This window comes from Uliginosibacterium sp. H1, from assembly GCF_036017065.1.
In the GTDB taxonomy this organism is placed as follows: domain Bacteria; phylum Pseudomonadota; class Gammaproteobacteria; order Burkholderiales; family Rhodocyclaceae; genus Uliginosibacterium.
On record NZ_JAYXHR010000001.1, the window covers coordinates 704093 to 724477 of the forward strand.

Sequence of the window (20385 nt, forward strand, 5' to 3'; positions counted from 1 at the left end):
GAATCGCTCAGGCAAATGCCAGGCTTATTTGCTCTTGCGGTTCTTGATTTCTTCTTCCAGTTCCTTGAACTGGGGGCGGTCGGTCGAGTACAGCACCTTGCGGCCGAACTCCACGGCCACCTGCGGCGCGTAGCCGTTCATGCTGGCGAGCAGCACCACCTTCATGCACTGGTAGATCTTGCCGGCCTCTTCACTCTTCTGCTCCAGCTGGGAGGCGATCGGCGCGACGAAACCGTAGGACAGCAGGATGCCGAGGAAGGTACCGACCAGCGCGCCGCCAATCATCTTGCCCAGCACCGCCGGCGGCTGGCCGACGGAGCCCATCACGTTCACCACGCCCATCACCGCCACGACGATACCGAAGGCCGGCACGCCGTCGGCCGTCTTGGACATGACGTGCGCCGGCACGTGGGCCTCGTGGTGGTGGGTTTCGAGTTCGATGTCCATCAGGTTCTCGATCTCGAAGGCGTTCAGGTTGCCGCCCACCATCATGCGCAGGTAGTCGGTCAGGAACTCCACGGCATGGTGATCGTGGAGGAAGGTCGGGTACTTGGAGAAGATGGGGCTGGCTTCCGGGTTCTCGATGTCGTTCTCGATCGACATCAGGCCCTCCTTGCGCACCTTGGCGAGGATCTCGAAGAGCATCGCCAGGATGTCGACGTAGTAGGCCTTGTTGTAGGGCGAACCCTTCAGCACCGAGGGCAGCGCCGCCAGCGTGGCCTTCACCGCCTTCGAGCCATTGCCGGCGACGAATCCGCCGACCATGAGGCCGAAGATGGCCAGGTATTCCATTGGCACCCACAGTGCCGCGAGGCTGCCGTGCACCGCGTAGGTGCCGACCGAAGCAGCCAGGATGATGACGTAACCGACCAGCAGCAGCATCTTGAATCGTCGCCCGGATAGTTGCGAGGGTGGGAGGTTCTGCGGACCAGCGGGCCGCCCCCGGGATCGCCATTTGCGCCCCGTCCATGCTGGCTATCGGCACCGCGGGGCCGCAACTTGAGTCAGGCGGGGCGCGGATCGGCAGCCATTCGCCCTGCCCGGCGCAGCGGCGAAAAAAGACCGCCGGGCCAAGGGCCGGGCGGTCTTAACCCCTTGCGGCGCAAGGAGGAGGTCAGACGGAGAGCGAGGCTTTGCGCGCTGGCGCGGTCAGACGGCCACCAGCTTGGGGGCGGTTACGGCTTCCTCGCGCAGGCCGGCACGCTTGCCCTTGCCGGCACGGGCAGGCACGTTGCACAGGCCGCACACGTAGTCGTGGGTCGGGTCGAAGGCATGGGCCACGAAGCCACCACCACACTTGGTGCAGCAGGCCAGTTGCAGCATCTTGGCGTCGAAGAAGCGCACCAGCGTCCAGGCACGGGTGAGGCTCAGCACTTCTTCCAGGTCATGGGCCTGCACGTGGTCGCGGTACAGGCGGTACGCCTTGAGCGTGGCGTCCAGGCCACGCAGGCTGGTGTTCTTGTTCATGAAACCCAGCAGGGACATGAACAGCGACGCATGCACGTTCTGTTGCCAGGGGATGAACCAGTCGGTCGAGAACGGCAGCATTCCCTTGGGGGGCGACTCGCCGCGGATCTCCTTGTACAGCTTGAGCAGACGCTCGCGGGACAGCCCGGTTTCGGACTCCAGCATCTGCATGCGTGCGCCCAGTTCGATCATCTCCATGGCGCGCTGGGTTTCCTGCGCGTCCTGCACCAGACTTTTCATCCGCATGATGGGCTCCCGGCTCAGGAAAGATGCTCGACCGGCTGCGACGCAGCCAGGATCGTGGCGTGGATGCTGGCGGCTGCGCCCACGCGTTCGTGGCTGGACAGCAGATTCACCAGCATGGCGTCGTCGAAGCGGAAACGGCACAGCATCATGTCGCTGCCGGCCATGCGCAGGATCTGGCCCGGCGACAGCTCCTCGATGATGACGGCGACGTCCTCGCCGATGCCCAGGCGCAGCATCGCGCCTTCACGGTCATCGCGCAGCATCTGTTGCGAGAGCATCAGGTAGGCAAGATTCAATTCACGAATCTCGTTCTTCAGATTTGCTGCATTCATCGCGGGCCTCGACTCTCTTTTGTGGGAGCGGGCTGGATGCCGCTCTATGGGATTGAAGTCTGCCGCGCAAGGTGCCGATGTCCAATCAGGTGCCTGCCAAAAATGACGTACAAGAGAACGACCGATTTTTTGTAGGAGTTTCTCCTACAAGGGCATTCCCCAAGGGGTGATGACGGCCTATCTCGCTTGCCACGCATTCACGGACTTTTTGACACCGCGCGGCGGCCTATGTATAGTTCGGCCTCTCGTTTCGCGGCGCCCTTCCTGGCGCACTGTCGAATCGGGCGGTTAGCTCAGCGGTAGAGCACTGCCTTCACACGGCAGGGGTCGCAGGTTCAAACCCTGCACCGCCCACCAGTTTCATGAAATGCCGGCCTTGCGCCGGCATTTTTCTTTTCTGCTTTCCTTCTGCTTCCCGATGACTCACGCACGCGGCCGCGGCATCGCGCCGCGATGTTTCACGCGCCCGCGTTCCCCGCTCATCACACTTAAAGTGATTTCTAGCTTCCTACAAACCTCCTAAAGTTTTTCAGGAGGCATGCCGTTAGAGGCCTGCGTACTGGAGTCCACGCTCCAGCGAAATTCGTAAATCCGTCTCAGGGCCGCCCGCCCTCCTCCGCAGTCCCTCCCCGATTTCCATTGCGTCAATGACGCTGCCCGCGCAACGGCGTGCTACGGGCAGCGCCTGGCCGCGCTCAGGGCTCCTGTCCCGCATGCGGCTGGGTCTTCTGGCGACCCCCGGTGTTCACCACCGCGATAGCTCCGAGGATCAACACCGCCGCCAGCGCTTCGCGCCAGCCCGGCTGCTCGCCCAGCACGACTACGCCGGCAGCCACGCCCACCAGTGGCGTGATGAGGGACGACAGTGACGACACCGCCACCGGCACCAGCAACACCAGCCGGTTCCACGCCCAATAGCAGTACATGAAGCCGACCACGGTGTTGTAGACGATGCCGAAGGCCGGCCAGAAGCTCGGCCAGGACTGCGGCACGCCATCCACGAAGTACGCCAGCACCGTCATGGGGATGCCGCCCAGCAACATGATCCAGCCGGTCAGCACGACGGTGGGCATCGGCAGTTGCCACAGCTTCATCAGCACCATGCCCATGGCCCAGCACCAGGCGGCCCCCACCATCAGCAGGATGCCCAGCGGCGTCGCCAGCATGGCGCCGAAGCTGTCGCTCATCAGCGCGGCGATTCCGCCCAGGCCCAGCAACAGCGCGACGACGCGGCGGCCGTCCAGGCGGTCGCCCAGCAGCCAGACGGACAGCGGGACGCACCACAACGGCATGGTGTAGCCGAGCAGCGCGGCGCGCCCCGACGGCAGGTACTGCAGGCCGTAGGTCGCCAGCACGTTCCAGCCAACGATGTTGAACAGGGTCAGCCACAGCAGATGCTGGATGCGGCCGCGCGGCAGGCCGACGGGCTGGCCGTAGGCGCGGGCGATGGCCAGCACCCCCAGCCCGCCCACGACCAGGCACAGGCCGCGGAAGGTCAGCGGCGGCACCTCGCTGAGCACGATCTTCATGATCGGCCAGTTGAGGCCCCAGCCAAGCGCAATGGAAGCGAGCAGCACGATGCCCTCGCGGGGCAGGTGGAAGCGTTGGGACATGGTTCAGGCACTGCGGATGAACGCAGCGGACGACGAATGCGTCGAAGGCGCGACGCGGCTGCCCCGGCGGCGCGGGGACTGACGGATGGCGACGGCGAATGCCGTTGCCGGGGTAGATTTTATGCGAGACGGCGGCGGGCGTGACGCGCGACGCCACATGAACGGCATTGGAACGACACGGCATCGACCAGCCCATCGCTGACCAGACACTTCGAGAACCAGACGATCGACCGGTGAGGACGGCAGGCCAACCCGGCCTGCGCGCATCGTCAGCACCGTCAAGAACTGGCAATACCCGCATCACAGGCCGCCGAAGGCCGCAGCAGCCCCTGCCGTATAATCCGCGCCTTGCCGAAATACCCTCAGAAAGTCCGGTTGTCCCCATGTCCGCCCTCCAGCAAGAACTCCAGCGCCGTCGCACCTTCGCCATCATTTCCCACCCTGACGCGGGCAAGACCACGCTGACCGAAAAGCTGCTGTGGTTCGGCGGCGCCATCCAGGTGGCCGGCGAAGTGCGCGCCCGCAAGGCTTCACGCCATGCGACGTCCGACTGGATGGAGCTGGAAAAGCAGCGCGGCATCTCGGTGACCTCCTCGGTCATGCAGTTCCCGTACCGTGACGCCATCGTGAACCTGCTGGACACCCCGGGCCACGAGGACTTCTCGGAAGACACCTACCGCACGCTCACCGCCGTCGACTCCGCGGTGATGGTCATCGACTCGGTGAACGGCGTGGAGTCGCGCACCATCCAGCTGCTGAACGTGTGCCGCATGCGCGACACGCCCATCCTCACCTTCATCAACAAGCTGGACCGCGAGGGCAAGGAGCCGATCAACCTGCTGGACGAGATCGAGTCCGTGCTGGAGATGGAATGCGCGCCGATGACCTGGCCGATCGGCATGGGCAAGCGCTTCCGCGGCGTGTATCACCTGTACGACGACACCATTTCCTTCTTCGACCCGCACGCCGAGAAAGGCACCTCGGAGATCATCAAGGGTCTGGACAACCCGCGCCTGGACGAACTGATCCCGGAGCAGGCCGACGAACTGCGCATGGAGGTGGAACTGGTGCGCGGCGCCTCACACACCTTCGACAAGGCCAAGTACCTGGCCGGCAAGCAGACGCCGGTGTTCTTCGGCTCCGGCGTAAACAATTTCGGCGTGCAGTCGGTGCTGGACGCGCTGGTGGACCACGCGCCGCAACCGCTGGCACGCCCCTCCGAGAGCCGTGAAGTGAAGCCGGAAGAAGCCAAGTTCTCCGGCTTCGTGTTCAAGATCCAGGCCAACATGGACCCGAAGCACCGCGACCGCATTGCCTTCATGCGCGTGTGCTCCGGCCGCTTCGAGCGCGGCATGAAAATCAAGCAGGTGTCGCAGGGCAAGACGCTGGCGGTGAACAACGCCATCACCTTCATGGCGCAGGACCGCAACACCACCGACGAAGCCTTCCCCGGCGACATCATCGGTATCCCGAACCACGGCACCATCCGCCTGGGTGACACCTTCACCGAAGGCGAGGACCTGAAGTTCACCGGCATCCCGTCCTTCGCGCCGGACCTGTTCCGCCGCGCGCAGATCAGGAACCCGATGAAGATGAAGCAGCTCCAGAAGGGCCTGGAGCAACTGGCCGAGGAAGGCGCGACGCAGCTGTTCCGCCCGCTCGCTTCCAACGACCTGATCCTCGGTGCGGTCGGCGTGCTGCAGTTCGACGTGGTGGCGCACCGCCTGGAGCACGAGTACGGCGTCGAAGCCGTGTTCGAAGGCTGCACCTGGGTGACCGCACGCTGGCTGCGCGGCAAGGACGAAGACATCCGCACCCTGCTCGACAAGGCGCCCGCCAACATGGCGTTGGATGGCGCGGGCGACTACGTCTACCTCGCACCGAACCGCGTCAACCTGCAGATGGCGCAGGAGCGCCACCCCAACGTGCGCTTCCTGGAAACGCGCGAGATCTACTGAGCCGCCTGCCGGGCGCGACACCCGGCGCGTGCCCTCAAGCCGGGCGCGTGACGGGCAGGTGAAGGGTGAAGGTCGAGCCTTCACCCAGCGCGGAACGCAGCTCGATGCGGCCTCCCATCAGACTGGCAAGTTGCTTCGCCAATGCGAGCCCGAGGCCGGTGCCGTCCTGGCGCCGGGTCAGTGACGGGTCGGCGCGGCGGAATTTCTCGAACACCAGTTCGTGCATCTCCGGTGCGATGCCACGCCCGCTGTCTTCCACCGCGAAGACCAGCTCATCCGGCGTACCGCCGACGCGCAAGGTGACATGGCCGGTGTCGGTGTACTTCACGGCGTTGTTCAGCAGGTTGTTGAGGATCTGCCGCAGGCGCAGTGCGTCTGCCACGAAGGATACCGGCGCCTCGTCCATGACTTCGAAATTCAGCGCCAGCCCCTTCGACTGCGCATGCGCACGATGCAGGCCGACCACCTCCAGCACGAAGGGCCGCGTGTCCAAGCCTTCCGGCCTCAGTTCCAGGCGACCGGCTTCCACCTTGGCAAGGTCGAGCAGGTCGTTGACGATGTCCATCAGGTGCTGGCCCGAGCGCTTGATGGTGCTGGCATAGTCGCGCTGCGCCTCGTCGGTCAGCTCCATCCCCAGCAGGTCCGCGAAACCGAGGATGCCGTTGAGCGGCGTGCGCAGTTCGTGCGACACGTTGGCGATGAAGTCGGTCTTGATCTGGTTGGCTTCTTCCGCCTTGACCCGCGCGCTGTCGGAACGCACCAGTGACTCCTGCACGCTGTCGGCCATGCTGTTGAAGGCCTGCGCCAGCCGTCCCATCTCGTCATGGCTGCGCACCTTCAGGCGATGCGACAGGTCGCCGTGACGGAAGCGTTCGATGCCGTGGATCATGTCGGTGATGCGCGTGGTCAGGAAGGCGGCCATCCAGATCGCGATGGCGATGACGATGACCACCATCGCCAGCGTCGACACGGTAAGCGCCTTGGCCGTGCCGTGCAGGTTGTCCTCGATGGCCACCATCAGCGCAGCGCGCTCGCCCTGGAAGGCCCGGTTCTTCTCGCTGATGGTCAGGCCGATCTGCCTGGCGGAGTCGGTGGCCGCCTTGTGGAAGTCATCCACGTTCGCGCCGATGGTAACGAAGCCAAAACCCCGCGCGCTGTCGCCGTACTGTCCTGTGTAGTACGGAATGGTCGCCGCCGTGGTGAGCTTCCACAGCCCGCTGAAGAAGATGACGAAGGAGCCCGACCCACCGCGCTCGGTGAGCTGGTGCCAGCCGGCGCACTGCGGCGAGAAGTTGAGGTAGCGGCAATCCAGCGCCACCGTGCCGGCCTTGACCAGCGCCCCGGCCGGCTTGCGCTTGAGCGACTGGTCGCGGAAGTCCGGCACCTCCTGCAGGAAGGCCGGCGAGGCTTTCCCGGAGGCCTGCCATTCCTCGTACAGCTGCTGGTCCAGCCACGGCGTGACCGGCTGGCCGTTGGCGGGGTCGTAGCCGACGATGAAGTAGTCGCGCGGGTGCACGATGGCGCGGCTCTTGTGGTCCCACATGAAGGCGTAGTTGCCTTCGATGGCGTCGATGATCGGCGTGTAACGCTGCGCAGTGGGCATCACGTGGTCGGTGAACTGGCGCAGGTGGGCGTGGTCCAGCGCCAGCGTCACGTAACCTGCCACCACGCCGTTGCGCACGACCGGCGTGGCCCAGCGAACGATGCCGTGGTAGCGCTGGCCAAGCGGATTCTCGGTGCCCGCGTAGGCCGACTTCGTCGGTTCATAGGGAATGCCGGCCTTCTTCGCCGCCTCCGGCGTGTACATGCCGATCAGCTTGCTGCCGACATAGGCGCCGATCACTTCCGACACGTAGATCTCGCCGGGCTTGAGCTTCTTCAGGGCCGGCCAGTAGTGCTCGGCACGCACGAAGGTGTTGGCGGACTGGCTGACGTCCCGCAGGCCGGCAGGCATCCACTCGACGTTGCGCAGTTTCACCCGCTCCTGCCCCTGGGTGTCGATGAAGCTCATCTCCGCGAACAGCGGGCGCATCACGCGCTGGCCCAGGTATTCCGGCGGCCGCGCGCTGAAGTTGCGCGCATTGTCCGGCAGCGCCTGGCGTGCATCGGCTACCGCGGTCGAATCGGGTTGCTGTGGCGTCGCCGCCTGCCAGCGCATGCCATCGGCGGACAGTTGCCAGGGGCCGTGCTCGTGCAGGGCACGCTGGCGATGACGCAGGAACCCGGCATAGGCCGCCTCGCTCGCATCGATCTGCGCGGCCTGCAGGATGTCGGCATCGCGGTCGTAGAGGAAGGTCGCCACCGACTGGGCGGTATCGGTGGTCAGGCGCTCGATGGCTTCGCGCGACCGGTCATCCAGCGCGGCAATGGCGTCCCCCGTGACCTGCTCGCCCACCTGGCGGATCGAACCCAGCATGCCTTCGGCCATCGTCGTGGCCCGGCCGGATATCGATACGCTGAGCCCCTGCGCCGCCGACCACGCGACCCACGCCAGCAGCAGCAGCGGCACCACCTTGATGACGACGAAGATCAGGATCAACTTGCCGCGGATGCCCGCGGTACCGCCCCACCAAGCCTTCACACCGTCTCCCTTGCCCTTGTCTTGTATGTGCCGCAGCCTTCACGTGCTGCGTGTCCCCGCACTGTCCTGCCTGCCGGATTATGCGGTGCTGAGCCGGCCCGTCCAACCACGCCCGGCCGACGGCCGGCCCGGGCGGCACCAAGCAGTTAGAATGCCAAGGATCCAATCCTGCTGACGGCTACCCGGCGCCATGAACTTCTGCCCCAAGTGCGGTGCAACGGTGACCCTGCGTGTTCCCGCGGGCGACCACCTGCCCCGTCACGTCTGTGACCAGTGCCACGAGATCCACTATTCCAACCCCAAGGTGGTGGCCGGCGTGCTCGCCGTGTGGGAAGACAAGGTGCTGTTGTGCCGCCGCGCCATCGAGCCGCGATACGGCCTGTGGACGCTGCCGGCGGGCTTCATGGAGAACAACGAGACGACCGGTGACGCCGCGCAGCGAGAAACCCGCGAAGAGGCCTGCGCGCGGGTGGAGCTGGAGCAGATGTACACGCTGGTGAACGTCACCCACATCAGCCAGATCCACATCCTCTACAAGGCACGGCTGCTGGACCTGGAATTCCACTCCGGTCCGGAGTCGCTGGAAGTGGCGCTGTTCGACGAAGCCGACATCCCCTGGGAGCAGATCGCGTTCCGTTCGGTCGGCGTGACGTTGAGGCACTTCTTCGCCGACCGTCGCGAGGGCCGCTTCCAGTTCCGGGTGGTCGACCTGCCGCCGCCCGAGGCAGGCGGGCGCTAGGGCTTCCCGCTCAGCGCGGCAACAGCTCGATCTCGACTTCCCCCGGCCCCGTCACCGGCAACCGCAGTGCCCCCAGCCTGGATTGCCAGGTCCCGGCGTCCAGCCACTCCCCGTCACGCCCCAGTGCCACCACGCGGCCCTGCTCATCGAAGCGCGCCGCCAACCGTTCGCGCGCCGCGGACAACATGTCGGGCGCCAGATCGACCAGGGCCGCCAGCAGGGCCAGGCGCTGGCTGACCGGCAACTCCATGTGGTTGAGCGGGCGAAACCCGGGGGTCGCCTCGGCCGGCCCGATCGGCGCCACGGCGGGCGGCGGCGTTTCGGCAGCGCGCGCGGGTGCCGGCTTTCCAGTTTCCACGGTGGCTGACGGGCGCCCGCCCGCAATCGCCGTCGCTGCAGGCGGCGGAAGGGGGACCGGAACCGGTGTTTCCTTCGCCGACGGCGCCTCGGAGCCCGCCTGCAGGCGGACCTGCAAGGCCTGCCTGCCATTCACGGAGGAGACGGTCTGCCCGCGCCAGTAGTCCAGCAGCGCCAGGTGCAGCAACACCGACGCCAGCAGGCCGACAAGCGCGTAGCGACGCAGCTTCATCCACCCCTCTCCCCGGGCAAAGATTGAAAAAGTCGCGCAACCCGTTTAGCGTACAGGCATTGTCAGTGCCGATACTTCAAGGAATGTAGTCCCTGCGCAGTCCCCACCTGGTTCGCTCTCCGCCATGCTGCCACACGCGATCCGCCAGCCCGAGCTGTACAGCCCTCACCGTTCGAGGCGCCCGTTGATCCTGACCCTGGATGTCCACGGTCAGCCGCATCGCTGGGTGACCTGGCAACACGCCATCTTCTACTACAGCAAGAACCTGGTGGCCTGGGACGCTGGCGAACACTGCTTCACCTTCCTCGGCGGCACCTCCCGCCTCACCGGCACGCGTTCCGCCCTCACCGCCAACAGCATCATCGCCATCAAGGGTCGTGCGCTGTCGGCGCGCAGCCTGATCCAGACCCCGCCGTTGTCCAACCGCGAGCTTTTCCACCGCGACCGCCATGTCTGTGCGTATTGCGGCGGCGAATTCAGCGTGCATCGCCTGACTCGCGACCATGTCCTGCCGGTGTCGCAAGGCGGTACCGACATCTGGATGAACGTGGTGGCCGCCTGCCGCTCCTGCAACCAGCGCAAGGCCGGCCGCACGCCGGAACAGGCCCGCATGCTGCTGTTGTACGCGCCCTACGTGCCGAACAAGGCGGAGTACCTGATCCTCTCCAACCGCAACATCCTCGCCGACCAGATGGACTTCCTGGCCCGTCACCTGCCGGCGCAGAGCCGCTGGCGGCACGTCGCGCCGGCCTGACACCCGCGGGTTCGCTCCTCGCGGCCGGTCCACGACATCGCGGGCCGACCGCGATGGAGTAGCATGCGCGGCGGCACCTGTTGCGGCGACACCTTTCCGTCATCGCCCACTGCCGCTTTCCCCTCGCCTGATGCAAGCCCTCACCGAAATCATCGGCTTCGCCGCCGCCGGCCTCACCACCTGCGCATTCGTCCCGCAAGCCTGGCTGACCTGGAAGAGCCGCTCCGCCCACGGGGTATCGCTGGGCATGTACAGCGTCTTCGTCACCGGCGTGGCGCTGTGGCTGGCCTACGGCCTGCTGATCGGCTCCTGGCCGGTGACGGTGGCCAATGCCGTCACCCTGACACTCGCCAGCTTCATCCTGGCCATGAAGTTGCGCTTCGGCTGAACTACGACCACACCATGAATGATCCGCAAGCCAGCCTGAGCTGGCAGGACAACGACACTGTCCACACCGCACGCTGGCGCTCCGAAAGCGGCTGGCCTGCACCCAGGCGTGTCGTCATCGCCGACGACACCACGCCTGCCGACACTGCCTACCGCCTGGCCTGCGAAGGCACCGCCCTGCTGTGGCACGGCGACTTCCAGAACGCCCGCCAGTTGCTGCAGGCGCTGATGCGCCGCGTCGACCGCAAGCCGGCCAAACCGTCGAAACAGCGCAAGCCGGCGTCGCTGACCGAAGCCTTCCACCTGCACCGCCAGGCCCAGGCGCAACGCGCCCGTACGCTGGCGATGCTGCTGATCCCGCTCGACGCCGACTACGGCATCAGCCTGCGCCGTGCGCCGGACCTGCGGGAAGCCTGCCGTGAAGCCTATGGGGAGCCCCACGCCCAGGCATCCGTCGCGTCGCTGCGCGAGCTGCTGGGCCTCGTCGGCGCGCATGAATGGCGCAAGAAAGGCGTGGAGATTCCCGCGCTCGACGCCCGCATCCACCCGCACTACGGCGTGTTTTCGCCGGTGCGTGGCGAATACGTCGACCTCGTCGCGCAGGCACCGCTGCCCGCGAAGACCCTGGCCTTTGACATCGGCACCGGCACCGGCGTGCTTGCCGCCCTGCTGGCGAAGCGCGGCGTGCAACGCGTCATCGGCACCGACCAGGACGCACGCGCACTGGCCTGCGCCCGCGACAACATCCAGCGCCTCGGCCTGTCACGGCAGGTCGAGATCCTGGAGGCAGACCTCTTCCCGGCGGGGCGCGCGCCACTCATCGTCTGCAACCCGCCCTGGCTGCCCGGCAAGCCCAGCTCCGCGCTGGAACACGCCGTGTACGACCCCGACAGCCGCATGCTGCGCGGCTTCCTCGCCGGCCTCGCGGAACATCTCGCACCCGGCGGCGAAGGCTGGCTGATCCTGTCGGACTTCGCCGAGCACCTTGGCCTGCGCTCACGCGAATCCCTGCTCGGCTGGATCGCCGATGCCGGCCTCGCGGTGCGCGACCGCCTCGACATCCGCCCGCGCCACGGCAAGGCCCGCGACGCCGACGATCCCCTGCACGCTGCACGCAGCGCCGAAGTCACCTCACTCTGGCGCCTCGTCGCCAAAGACTGAACACCGCAGACTGAACACCGCATCATGAGCAAGATCCACGACATCCGCCCCGGCCAGTCCGTCGAGCTGCTGAAGGAGCTCCACATCCTGACGCGCGACGGCAAGATGAACCAGGACAGCCGCCGCAAGCTGAAGCAGGTGTACCACCTGTTCCAGTTCATCGAGCCGCTGCTGCGCGACGCCCTGCAGCAGCACGCCACCCTGAGCCTGGTCGACCACGGCGCCGGCAAGTCCTACCTGGGCTTCATCCTCTATGACCTGTTCTTCAAGGAACACGCTGCGCAGGGGCACATCTGGGGCATCGAGACGCGCGAAGAGCTGGTGAGCCACTCGCGCGAGCTCGCCGCCAGGCTGGGTTTCCCCGGCATGTCCTTCGAGAACCTGTCGGTGGCCGACTCCATCGGGTCGACGGCACTGCCCGCCAGCGTGGACGTCGTCACCGCGCTGCACGCCTGCAACACCGCCACCGACGACGCGATCCGCTTCGCGCTTGCCAAGCAGGCGCGCCACATCGTCCTGGTGCCCTGCTGCCAGGCCGAAGTCGCCACGGTGCTGCGCAAGAACAAAGGCCGCGAACTCGCGAAATCCGCGCTCACCGAATTGTGGCGCCACCCGCTGCATACCCGCGAGTTCGGCAGCCAGATCACCAACGTGCTGCGCTGCCTGCAACTGGAGGCGCACGGCTACAAGGTGAACGTCACCGAGCTGGTGGGCTGGGAGCATTCGATGAAGAACGAACTCATCGTCGCCACGCAGACCGGCCAGTCCAACCCGCGCGCGGCACACCGCCTGCAGGACGTGCTGGAATCGGTCGGACTGGAAGAACTCTCCGGTCGTTTCTTCGTGCCAGCCTGAGCGACGCTGCACGTCGTGCCCGACTACCGCCCACCACCGGACAAAGGCCTCGCGCTGGTCCATCACGACGACGCGATGGTGGTCGTCGACAAGCCGGCCGGCCTGCTGTCGGTGCCCGGACGCGGTGATGACAAGCAGGACTGCATGGCGGCGCGCGTGCAGGCGGCGTTCCCCGACGCACTGATCGTGCATCGCCTGGACATGGGCACCTCCGGCCTGCTGGTCCTCGCACGCGGCGCAGCAATGCACCGGCTGCTGTCCATCGCCTTCCTGCAACGCAAGGTGGGCAAGCGCTACGTCGCCATCGTCGCCGGCCGCATGACGCAGGCCGAAGGCGAGATCGACCTGCCGCTGATCACCGACTGGCCGAACCGGCCGCGCCAGAAAGTCCACCACGACATCGGCAAGCCATCGCTGACCCGCTACCGTGTGCTGTCACGGGATGCGGACAGTACGCGCGTGGAACTCGAACCGCTGACCGGCCGCTCGCACCAGTTGCGCGTCCACCTGCAGCAGATCGGCCACCCCATCCTCGGCGACGAGCTGTACGCTGATGCAGGCAGCGTCGCCCGCGCACCGCGCCTGTTGCTGCACGCGGAATCGCTTTCCTTCACCCACCCGGTCAGCGGCGAGACAATGCATTTCCAGAGCCCTGCGCCGTTCTGAACACCTTCCGCCACACCTACGATCACCCGGCAAGGAGCCGCCAATGACCCTGTCCATGCATTCCGCCCTCGTCCCCACCGCCACGCGCACGCTGCGCAACCTGGTCAGCATCCTCGAGAAGATCGCCGCCCACGCGGAAGCCAGGAAGATCGATCCTTCCATCTTCCTCAACGCGCGCCTCTACCCCGACATGTTCCCGCTGGTGCGCCAGGTGCAGATCGCCAGCGACACCGTCAAGGGTGCCGTCGCCCGACTGGCCGGCCAGGAACCGCCGAGCTGGGCGGATACCGAGACCACCATCGAGCAACTCATCGAACGCATCAACCGCACCATCGATTTCGCCAACAGCTTCCAGCCCGCGCAGATCGACGGCTCGGAAGAGCGTCCCGTCGAGTTGAAGATGCGCAGCGGCACGCGCCAGTTCACCGGGCAGTCCTACCTCCTCGGCCACGCCCTGCCCAACCTGTTCTTCCACACCACGACGGCTTACGCGATCGCGCGTCACAACGGCGTGGAAATCGGCAAGGCGGACTACCTCGGCCGCGTGGAGTAGATCCGGTGGCGGCCTGGGACATCGCCTGCCCCGGGTCATCCAGGCAACGACCCACAAAAGAAAAACCCGGCCTGAGCCGGGTTTTCTTTTTCAACTGCTACGTGATCAGAAGGCAGTCACGTCGGAGCGACGGATGTCGCACCACTGGGTTTCCCAGAACTCACCGTTGTTGACCTGCGGCTCACCCGGCTGCACGCCGATGGCCTGCACGCAGACCTTCGGTGCGCCGGCCTTGTAGCCCTTGATGCGCAGGTTGCGCACGGTGGCCTTGTCGCCGTAGTTGTAGTTCAGGCGCAGCAGGTAGCTGCTGACAGAACCGTTGATGTTCACGCCGTCCAGGTCCAGGTTGCGCGGGCCGCCGTTGTTCGAACAGTTACCACACGACTGCCACAGCTTGCCGATGCTGCCGTAGGTGTTGAAGTTGCGCAGCTTGATGGTGCTGCCCTTGCCGTTGTGCTGGAACACCTTGTCTTCGGCATTGTTGGCCGAGCCGCCGATGATGTTCATCACCTGGCCACTGGTGCCCAGCATGGTGGCGGCGTCTTCGCAGACGTCTTCCCACACCACGTTTTCCAGCGTGCAGTTGCCCTGGCAGTGGATGCCGTCGGCCGCGTTGGCATTGATGCGCAGGTTCTTCACCGTGCCGCCGTTGGCCACCTTCAGCACCGGTTGCTGGCCTTCATCCTGGCCGCCGCAGGCCGTGCCGATGGTCACGCCGCCGCAGTCCACCGTGCCGCTGATGGTGCTGCCCGGCAGGCACGCGCCGCCGCCCGAGCTGGACGAGGAAGAAGAGCTCGAGGACGAACTGCTGGACGAGGAGCTGGAGCTCGATGAGCTCGACGAAGAGCTGGAGGAGCTGCTCGAGGAGGAGGAAGAAGAGGAAGAAGAAGACGACGAGGACGATGAAGAGGACGACGAACCGCCACCACTGCTCGAGGCCGTGGAGCACTCGTTGTTGCCACCGGCGATACGACCGCCGAAGGTCGCTTCGTTGCAGGTGAAGCTGCCCGAAAGCGTTTTGTACAGGAACTGGTCGGCGCGGCCGAAAGCGACCTGCGTGTTGGCGGCCACCGAGCAGGAAGCGCCTTCCTTGCAGATGGTGACCCAGCCCTTGGGACGATTGGCTGCCCAGACGGAAGCAGCCATCGCTGCGGCCGCCAGGCCGAAGGCGATGTGCGAGAGTTTCATGAGACCTGTCTCCTTTGGATCTTGATCGATCTTGGAATTGTTGGATCTGGGGGCACGGAAATTCCGGAGCTCCAGTAGCCGGCGACCCCTTGCGGGCGCGACCAGCCCCTAGTTTGGCCATTCATCGCATGAAAGCAAGGCTTTGCCGGGCATGTAGGACAAGTTCCTCGCTCGTCGCACGAATTTTCCGCGCTGCGCCTTGACGTCCAAAAGAACCGCGACCAAGCTGCAGCACGATCAGGACGCCCGGCAACCAGATTCATGCGTCCTCGATCTGTAGGCAAAGTACCTACACTGCAGCAAAACAATAATTATCTGGAGACACACATCATGATCCGCAAACTGCTTGCAGGCGTTCTCGCCTGCTCGGCCGTCGCCTTCGCGCACGCCGCCACCGACTACCCGTCCGGCTACACCAAGTGCGCCCAGAACACCGGCGCCACCTGTTCCTTCAGCGGTACCCGCCAGGTCGCGCTCGGCAAGTCCGGCAGCTTCGTCTACGGCACCTTCAGCAACAGCGTCGCCTGCTCCGGCAGCAACTTCCCGAGCAACAGCTTCACCAGCTCGGCGTGGTGCTCCTACGCCAGCACGACCAGTTCGTCATCCAGCTCCAGCTCGTCGTCCTCATCCTCATCGTCGAGCTCGTCGTCCAGCTCCAGCAGCTCTTCGTCGTCCTCGTCGAGTTCCTCCAGCTCTTCCTCTTCAAGCTCTTCTTCCAGCAGCTCGTCGAGCACCAGCTCCTCGTCGTCCAGCTCGGGCACCGGCAGCTCCACCTCGTCCGGCGGCAACGCCCCGGGCCTGATCGGCTTCGCCACGCTGAACAAGGCCGGCCGTAACGGCACCAACGGCGGCGTGGGTGGCCAGACCGTCACCGTCACCACCTTTGCGCAACTGGTTGCCGCCGTGGGCGACAACACGCCGCGCATCGTGCAGGTGTCGGGCACGATCTCCGGCTCCAGCCCGAAGATGGTGAAGGTCGGCTCCAACAAGACCATCATCGGTGTGGGCTCCAGCGCGACGATCAGCGGTTTCGGCTTCAACGTCAGCAGCTTCGTGCCGCCGAACGAGGGCGACTCCTGCGACTACGATGACCGCGGCACCTTCACGCCGGCCGAGAACGTCATCATCCGCAACCTGACTTTCCGCAACTCGTCCGACGACAGCATCAACGTCGAGTGCTACACCCACCACGTGTGGGTGGACCACAACACCTTCTACTCCTCGACCGACGGCTCGGTGGACGTGAAGCGTGGCGCGGACTGGGTCACGGTGTCGTGGAACCGCTTCGTGCAGACCGACAAGTCGATGCTGCTGGGCCATAGCGACAACAATGGCTCGCAGGACACCGGCTACCTGCACGTGACCTACCACCACAACTGGTTCGACCACAGCAACACGCGTCACCCGCGCGTGCGCTTCGGCCAGGCGCACATCTTCAACAACTACGGCAACGGCATCCAGGATTACTTCATCGGTGCCGGCGTAGGTTCGGACATCACGGCAGAAGGCAACTACATCGACGGCATCAAGCGCCTGATCACCTACTGGGGTGGCAACAAGGTGACCTACGGCAGCTCGAACATCAACTCGGGCGAGTGCCGTGCCGACGACTGCCTGGTGCAGAACGGCCAGGGCTTCAACCCGCGCAGCTACTACAGCTACACGCTGGACCCGGCCGCCAACGTGCCGACCATCGTGAGCAATGGCGCGGGCGCCGGAAAACTGTAAGCACCGCGTGAGCAACACCTTATAACGCAGTACAGCGAAAGGAGTCCGGAACATCGGGCTCCTTTCCGCATGTCTGGCGCAGCAGTGCAACGCACGCCAGTGAAGTCGCAGCAACAAACCAACAACTACGGAGACAAGAATGAAGTTCTCGCACATCGCAATCGGCCTGGCCGCCGCGACCATGGCAGCGTCAGCTTTCGCCGCCAACCGCCCCAAGGGCTGGGTCACCGTCTGCGCGGAAAACAAGGGCACCTGCTCGGTTCCGGCCAACACGAACGTGGCCTTCGGCCGCGCTGACCAGTTCATCTACAAGACGCTCTCGGGCGGCTTCACCTGCAGCGAAGCGACCTTCGGCGGCCGCATCGCCGGTGGCGTGAACGAGTGCTCCACCGCTTCGAGCAGCTCGGGCGGTTCGTCCTCGTCGAGCAGCAGCTCTTCGTCTTCGTCGTCTTCGAGCAGCTCGTCCTCCAGCTCGAGCTCTTCTTCCAGCTCTTCGTCGAGCAGCTCTTCCTCCAGCAGCTCCAGCTCGTCGTCGAGCAGCAGCTCGGGCTCGTCCGGCAACGGCACGACCCCGATCCCCGGCTGGTCCGGTCCGGTCAACACCTGTGAGCCGGGCGCGCTGATCCACGGCACCACGGTGGACTGCGGTGGCAAGAAGCTGGGCCTGTCCTGCGCGGGCGGTAGCGAAACCCAACCGGCCGTGCTGACCATCATCAACGGCACCGTGAAGAACGCCGTGATCGCCGCTGGCGGTGGCGCGGACGGTATCCACTGCGGCTGGGGCAGCCTCGGCAGCGGCCTGGGCACCAACGTCCAGGGCGGCACCTGCAACCTGGAAAACGTGACCTGGGAAGAAGTCTGTGAAGACGCAGCCTCGATCGGCAACGGTCAGGTCGGCACCGTGATGAACATCAAGGGCGGCACGGCAGCCAACGCGGACGACAAGGTGTTCCAGAACAACGGCATCAACTCGACCCTGAACGTGAACGACTTCACCACCACCGGCTCCATCGGCAAGCTGTCCCGCTCGTGTGGCGACTGCACCGGCAACGGTGGCCCGCGCTTCTTCAACATCAACAACACCAAGCTGGAAAAGGTGTCCTCGTCGGTCATCGGCGTGAACAGCAACTACGGCGACCGTGCCACGATCCGCAACCTGCTGATCAAGGGCTACAAGTCGGGCAGCCCGAAGGTTTGCGTCGAGTACAAGGGCGTCCAGAAGGGCGGCGGCTCCTCTTCCACCATCGGTGAGAAGTGGAACTCTGCTTCGTGCGACGTCAGCACGGGCGACGTGAAGGCGTACTGATGCCGTGACACCGGAGCGGCCTGGCCGCTCCGTCTGCAGCACAGAACCCCCGTGTCTTCGCGATCCGGGGGTTTTCTTTTCCGGGACCGTGTTCCTGACGGATCATGTGCCCACCTGCTCCCTCGCACTCATGCCCTTTCGGATGTCCAGGATGTCGAAGCGACTGTTCACGCTGTTCGCCCTATGTGGCGTGCTGCTGCCTGCCCTGCCTGCCCGGGCAGCAGGAATCCCTGAGTCCCCTGCACCTGTCTTCAGCGGTCGCACGGTCATCAACGCCGTGCTGTTCACCCAGATGGCGCTACCCGCGCCCGGGCCGCTGCTGCTGGCCGGCACCGACGGCAGCATCCTGCGCAGCGACGACGACGGCCAGCACTGGCGGGCCACGCTGCCGGACGCGCCTGTCTCCAGCGCCATCCTGCAGTTCGCGCGTGACGACAACACCGGCACGCTGCTGGCTGCCGGTGCCACCGGCGGCATTCTGCGGTCCACCGATGCCGGCCTGAGCTGGAAGCTGCAGGCCACCGGACAGAACACCCGCGCACGCGCACTGGCGCGATCCGCCCGCAGCAGGACCTGGCTCGCGGTCGGCGAGAACGCCTTGCTGCGCTCCACCGATCAAGGTGCCCGCTGGAGTCCGGTCGACAATCCGGCGAACAAGCCGCTCGGCCACGTGCTGGCGCTACCGGGTGGCACATGGCTGGCCGCCGGCGAGGAAGGGACGCTGCTGCGTTCCACCGACGATGGCAAGCGCTGGCGTGCGGTCAAGAGCGGCAGCACCGCGACCATCACCGGCCTGGCCTACCTGCCGGAGTTCCGCCGCGTGCTCGCACTGGGCGGCGACGGACAGATCCTCGCCAGTACCGATGACGGCCAGGGCTGGCAACACATGGCCACCGGCGTCTCCGCCTACCTGGGTGCGGTCGCCTACGATCCTGCGCGCAAGCTCTTGCTGGTCGGCACAGCCCAGGGCGATGTCCTGCGCTCCGGCGATGGCGGACGCAGCTGGCAGAAAAGTGCGACCGGCGCCGGCCAGTACATACAGCAACTGGCGTTCGGCCCGGACGGGAGTGTCTTCGCAGCCGGCGAAACAGGCGCGATCCGTCGCTCGCAGGACGGAGGGCAGACCTGGACGCGCATTTCCATCGCGACGCCTGACCGGCTGAACGTGCTGTTGATCCGCGATCGCACGATGATCGCCCTGGGCCAGTTCGGCGCCGTCATGCGTTCGGCCGACGCGGGCGACAGCTGGTCGTCGCTGCAGCAGGCCATCCATTCCTACGTGCATGACATCAGCCTGGCGGCGGACGGCCGCACGCTGGTCAGCGTGGGGGCCAACGGCTGGGTCATGCGCTCGGTCGACAACGGCCGGCAGTGGACGCCTCAGCCCATCGGCCTGGGGCACGACGTCTACCTGCTGAGCGCAGTGCAGGACCCGAGATCCGGCGCCGTCGTCGCGGGTGGGCCGCCCGGTACGATCATCCGCGCCGAAGGCGACGCCTCGGTGTGGAGCCGTCGTCTCGAAATCAATCGCGCGGCACAGGGCAACTTCCAGAAGCTCGTCGAGGACCGGCGCAACGGCGTGCTGCTGGCACTCGCCAGCCCCGGCACCGTGATGCGCTCGGTCGATGGCGGTCGCACCTGGCTGCCTACTGACGCGCGCACCGACCCGCACCTGTACGACGCGGATGCCAGCCGCATCGACGGCAGCTTCGTGGCCGTCGGTCGCGATGGCGTCATCCAGGCCAGTCGCGATGGCAGGCAGTGGAAGCCTGTCGACAGCGGCGTGAAGACGGCGCTCTACGGCGTCAGCTTCATTCCCGAACTGAGAGCCTTCTTCGCAGTCGGCGGCGCGGGCGTGATCCTGCGTTCCGAGGATGGGCATGCCTGGCGGCGCCTGGACAGCGGCACCGAGGCCACGCTGCGCCACATCGCCTACAGCCCTTCCCACAAGGCGCTGATCATCACCGGCGACAAGGGTGCCCTGCTGCGCTCCACGGACAACGGCAACAGCTGGGCCTGGCCCGGCAGCACGACGGACGAAGGCCTGCGCAAACCGCTGGTGACACGCAAGGGGGTACTGCTGGTGCCCGGCCGCTCGGGGGTACTGCTGCGCTCGGACGATGGCGGCCTCAGCTGGCAGCGCCTGCCCACTCGCACGACCGGGCATTTGAAAGGCCTGTTCGAGCTGGACGATGGCAATGCGGTGCTGGCCTATGGCGAGCGCCTGCTGCGCATCGAGCTTCCGCCGCCCGCTCGCTGATC

General features: G+C 65.9%; 18 protein-coding genes and 1 tRNA gene. 12 read left to right on the forward strand and 7 right to left on the reverse strand.

The genetic code is table 11. The annotated features are described in order from the left end of the window. Positions 1 to 24: 24 nt before the first annotated feature. From motA to flhD, 3 genes are all read right to left on the reverse strand, one after another. The gene (gene motA / locus VVD47_RS03220; RefSeq protein ID WP_327601959.1) at positions 25 to 882 is read right to left on the reverse strand and encodes a flagellar motor stator protein MotA; all 858 of its coding nucleotides are present in this window, start codon (positions 880 to 882) and stop codon (positions 25 to 27) included. Between the two features lie 267 nt (positions 883 to 1149). Beyond that, the gene (gene flhC, locus VVD47_RS03225; RefSeq protein WP_327601960.1) at positions 1150 to 1713 is read right to left on the reverse strand and encodes a flagellar transcriptional regulator FlhC; all 564 of its coding nucleotides are present in this window, start codon (positions 1711 to 1713) and stop codon (positions 1150 to 1152) included. 14 nt (positions 1714 to 1727) lie between these two features. Next, the gene (gene flhD, locus VVD47_RS03230; protein ID WP_327601961.1) at positions 1728 to 2045 is read right to left on the reverse strand and encodes a flagellar transcriptional regulator FlhD; all 318 of its coding nucleotides are present in this window, start codon (positions 2043 to 2045) and stop codon (positions 1728 to 1730) included. A 282-nt stretch (positions 2046 to 2327) separates the two neighbouring features. Here flhD and VVD47_RS03235 point away from each other — a divergent pair. Further along, positions 2328 to 2402, forward strand: a tRNA-Val gene (locus VVD47_RS03235). A gap of 338 nt (positions 2403 to 2740) precedes the next feature. Here VVD47_RS03235 and VVD47_RS03240 read toward each other — a convergent pair. After that, positions 2741 to 3658, reverse strand: a complete 918-nt coding sequence (locus VVD47_RS03240; RefSeq protein ID WP_327601962.1) for a DMT family transporter — start codon at positions 3656 to 3658, stop codon at positions 2741 to 2743. Positions 3659 to 4041: 383 nt separating this feature from the next. On the opposite strand from VVD47_RS03240, the gene VVD47_RS03245 reads away from it, so the two are divergent. Further along, complete coding sequence (locus tag VVD47_RS03245; RefSeq protein ID WP_327601963.1) at positions 4042 to 5616, forward strand: peptide chain release factor 3; 1575 nt, start codon at positions 4042 to 4044, stop codon at positions 5614 to 5616. 34 nt (positions 5617 to 5650) lie between these two features. Here the strand turns inward: VVD47_RS03245 and VVD47_RS03250 are convergent, their stop codons facing one another. After that, complete coding sequence (locus VVD47_RS03250; RefSeq protein ID WP_327601964.1) at positions 5651 to 8197, reverse strand: sensor histidine kinase; 2547 nt, start codon at positions 8195 to 8197, stop codon at positions 5651 to 5653. A 190-nt stretch (positions 8198 to 8387) separates the two neighbouring features. Here VVD47_RS03250 and VVD47_RS03255 point away from each other — a divergent pair, with 190 nt between their 5' ends. After that, positions 8388 to 8936, forward strand: coding sequence for an NUDIX hydrolase (locus tag VVD47_RS03255; protein ID WP_327601965.1), 549 nt, complete (start codon positions 8388 to 8390; stop codon positions 8934 to 8936). 10 nt (positions 8937 to 8946) lie between these two features. On the opposite strand, the gene VVD47_RS03260 is transcribed toward VVD47_RS03255, so the two are convergent. Continuing rightward, a complete protein-coding gene (locus VVD47_RS03260) occupies positions 8947 to 9525 on the reverse strand; it encodes a hypothetical protein (RefSeq protein ID WP_327601966.1) in 579 nt (192 codons plus the stop codon). 184 nt (positions 9526 to 9709) lie between these two features. Here VVD47_RS03260 and VVD47_RS03265 point away from each other — a divergent pair, with 184 nt between their 5' ends. The 6 genes from VVD47_RS03265 to VVD47_RS03290 all read left to right on the forward strand — a co-directional run bounded on the left by VVD47_RS03265 (position 9710) and on the right by VVD47_RS03290 (position 13901). Further along, entirely contained in the window at positions 9710 to 10279 is a 570-nt protein-coding gene (locus VVD47_RS03265) for an HNH endonuclease (RefSeq protein ID WP_327601967.1), read from the forward strand. A gap of 130 nt (positions 10280 to 10409) precedes the next feature. Continuing rightward, positions 10410 to 10667: a SemiSWEET transporter gene (locus VVD47_RS03270; protein WP_327601968.1), complete on the forward strand. Its 258-nt coding sequence runs from the start codon at positions 10410 to 10412 to the stop codon at positions 10665 to 10667. A gap of 14 nt (positions 10668 to 10681) precedes the next feature. Further along, positions 10682 to 11827, forward strand: a complete 1146-nt coding sequence (locus tag VVD47_RS03275) for a class I SAM-dependent methyltransferase (protein ID WP_327601969.1) — start codon at positions 10682 to 10684, stop codon at positions 11825 to 11827. 24 nt (positions 11828 to 11851) lie between these two features. Then, positions 11852 to 12682, forward strand: coding sequence for a class I SAM-dependent methyltransferase (locus VVD47_RS03280; RefSeq protein WP_327601970.1), 831 nt, complete (start codon positions 11852 to 11854; stop codon positions 12680 to 12682). A 15-nt stretch (positions 12683 to 12697) separates the two neighbouring features. After that, a complete protein-coding gene (locus tag VVD47_RS03285; protein WP_327601971.1) occupies positions 12698 to 13348 on the forward strand; it encodes an RluA family pseudouridine synthase in 651 nt (216 codons plus the stop codon). A gap of 43 nt (positions 13349 to 13391) precedes the next feature. Continuing rightward, the gene (locus tag VVD47_RS03290) at positions 13392 to 13901 is read left to right on the forward strand and encodes a DUF1993 domain-containing protein (protein WP_327601972.1); all 510 of its coding nucleotides are present in this window, start codon (positions 13392 to 13394) and stop codon (positions 13899 to 13901) included. A gap of 105 nt (positions 13902 to 14006) precedes the next feature. Here the strand turns inward: VVD47_RS03290 and VVD47_RS03295 are convergent, their stop codons facing one another. Then, positions 14007 to 15089 (reverse strand): pectate lyase, encoded by a 1083-nt coding sequence (locus VVD47_RS03295; RefSeq protein WP_327601973.1) that lies wholly within the window; start codon positions 15087 to 15089, stop codon positions 14007 to 14009. A 330-nt stretch (positions 15090 to 15419) separates the two neighbouring features. On the opposite strand from VVD47_RS03295, the gene VVD47_RS03300 reads away from it, so the two are divergent. The 3 genes from VVD47_RS03300 (at position 15420) to VVD47_RS03310 (ending at position 20383) form a co-directional block, all read left to right on the forward strand. Beyond that, complete coding sequence (locus VVD47_RS03300) at positions 15420 to 16817, forward strand: pectate lyase family protein (RefSeq protein ID WP_327601974.1); 1398 nt, start codon at positions 15420 to 15422, stop codon at positions 16815 to 16817. A gap of 139 nt (positions 16818 to 16956) precedes the next feature. Further along, the gene (locus VVD47_RS03305) at positions 16957 to 18123 is read left to right on the forward strand and encodes a pectate lyase (protein ID WP_327601975.1); all 1167 of its coding nucleotides are present in this window, start codon (positions 16957 to 16959) and stop codon (positions 18121 to 18123) included. A gap of 151 nt (positions 18124 to 18274) precedes the next feature. Beyond that, entirely contained in the window at positions 18275 to 20383 is a 2109-nt protein-coding gene (locus VVD47_RS03310; protein ID WP_327601976.1) for a WD40/YVTN/BNR-like repeat-containing protein, read from the forward strand. Positions 20384 to 20385 lie beyond the last annotated feature (2 nt).

Excerpts from the sequence above, each read along its gene's own strand:
- motA (WP_327601959.1), bottom strand. The coding sequence starts at position 882 with ATGCTGCTGCTGGTCGGTTACGTCATCATCCTGGCTGCTTCGGTCGGC.
- flhC (WP_327601960.1), bottom strand. The coding sequence starts at position 1,713 with ATGCGGATGAAAAGTCTGGTGCAGGACGCGCAGGAAACCCAGCGCGCC.
- flhD (WP_327601961.1), bottom strand. The coding sequence starts at position 2,045 with ATGAATGCAGCAAATCTGAAGAACGAGATTCGTGAATTGAATCTTGCC.
- VVD47_RS03240 (WP_327601962.1), bottom strand. The coding sequence starts at position 3,658 with ATGTCCCAACGCTTCCACCTGCCCCGCGAGGGCATCGTGCTGCTCGCT.
- VVD47_RS03245 (WP_327601963.1), top strand. The coding sequence starts at position 4,042 with ATGTCCGCCCTCCAGCAAGAACTCCAGCGCCGTCGCACCTTCGCCATC.
- VVD47_RS03255 (WP_327601965.1), top strand. The coding sequence starts at position 8,388 with ATGAACTTCTGCCCCAAGTGCGGTGCAACGGTGACCCTGCGTGTTCCC.
- VVD47_RS03260 (WP_327601966.1), bottom strand. The coding sequence starts at position 9,525 with ATGAAGCTGCGTCGCTACGCGCTTGTCGGCCTGCTGGCGTCGGTGTTG.
- VVD47_RS03270 (WP_327601968.1), top strand. The coding sequence starts at position 10,410 with ATGCAAGCCCTCACCGAAATCATCGGCTTCGCCGCCGCCGGCCTCACC.
- VVD47_RS03275 (WP_327601969.1), top strand. The coding sequence starts at position 10,682 with ATGAATGATCCGCAAGCCAGCCTGAGCTGGCAGGACAACGACACTGTC.
- VVD47_RS03280 (WP_327601970.1), top strand. The coding sequence starts at position 11,852 with ATGAGCAAGATCCACGACATCCGCCCCGGCCAGTCCGTCGAGCTGCTG.
- VVD47_RS03290 (WP_327601972.1), top strand. The coding sequence starts at position 13,392 with ATGACCCTGTCCATGCATTCCGCCCTCGTCCCCACCGCCACGCGCACG.
- VVD47_RS03295 (WP_327601973.1), bottom strand. The coding sequence starts at position 15,089 with ATGAAACTCTCGCACATCGCCTTCGGCCTGGCGGCCGCAGCGATGGCT.
- VVD47_RS03300 (WP_327601974.1), top strand. The coding sequence starts at position 15,420 with ATGATCCGCAAACTGCTTGCAGGCGTTCTCGCCTGCTCGGCCGTCGCC.
- VVD47_RS03305 (WP_327601975.1), top strand. The coding sequence starts at position 16,957 with ATGAAGTTCTCGCACATCGCAATCGGCCTGGCCGCCGCGACCATGGCA.
- VVD47_RS03310 (WP_327601976.1), top strand. The coding sequence starts at position 18,275 with ATGTCGAAGCGACTGTTCACGCTGTTCGCCCTATGTGGCGTGCTGCTG.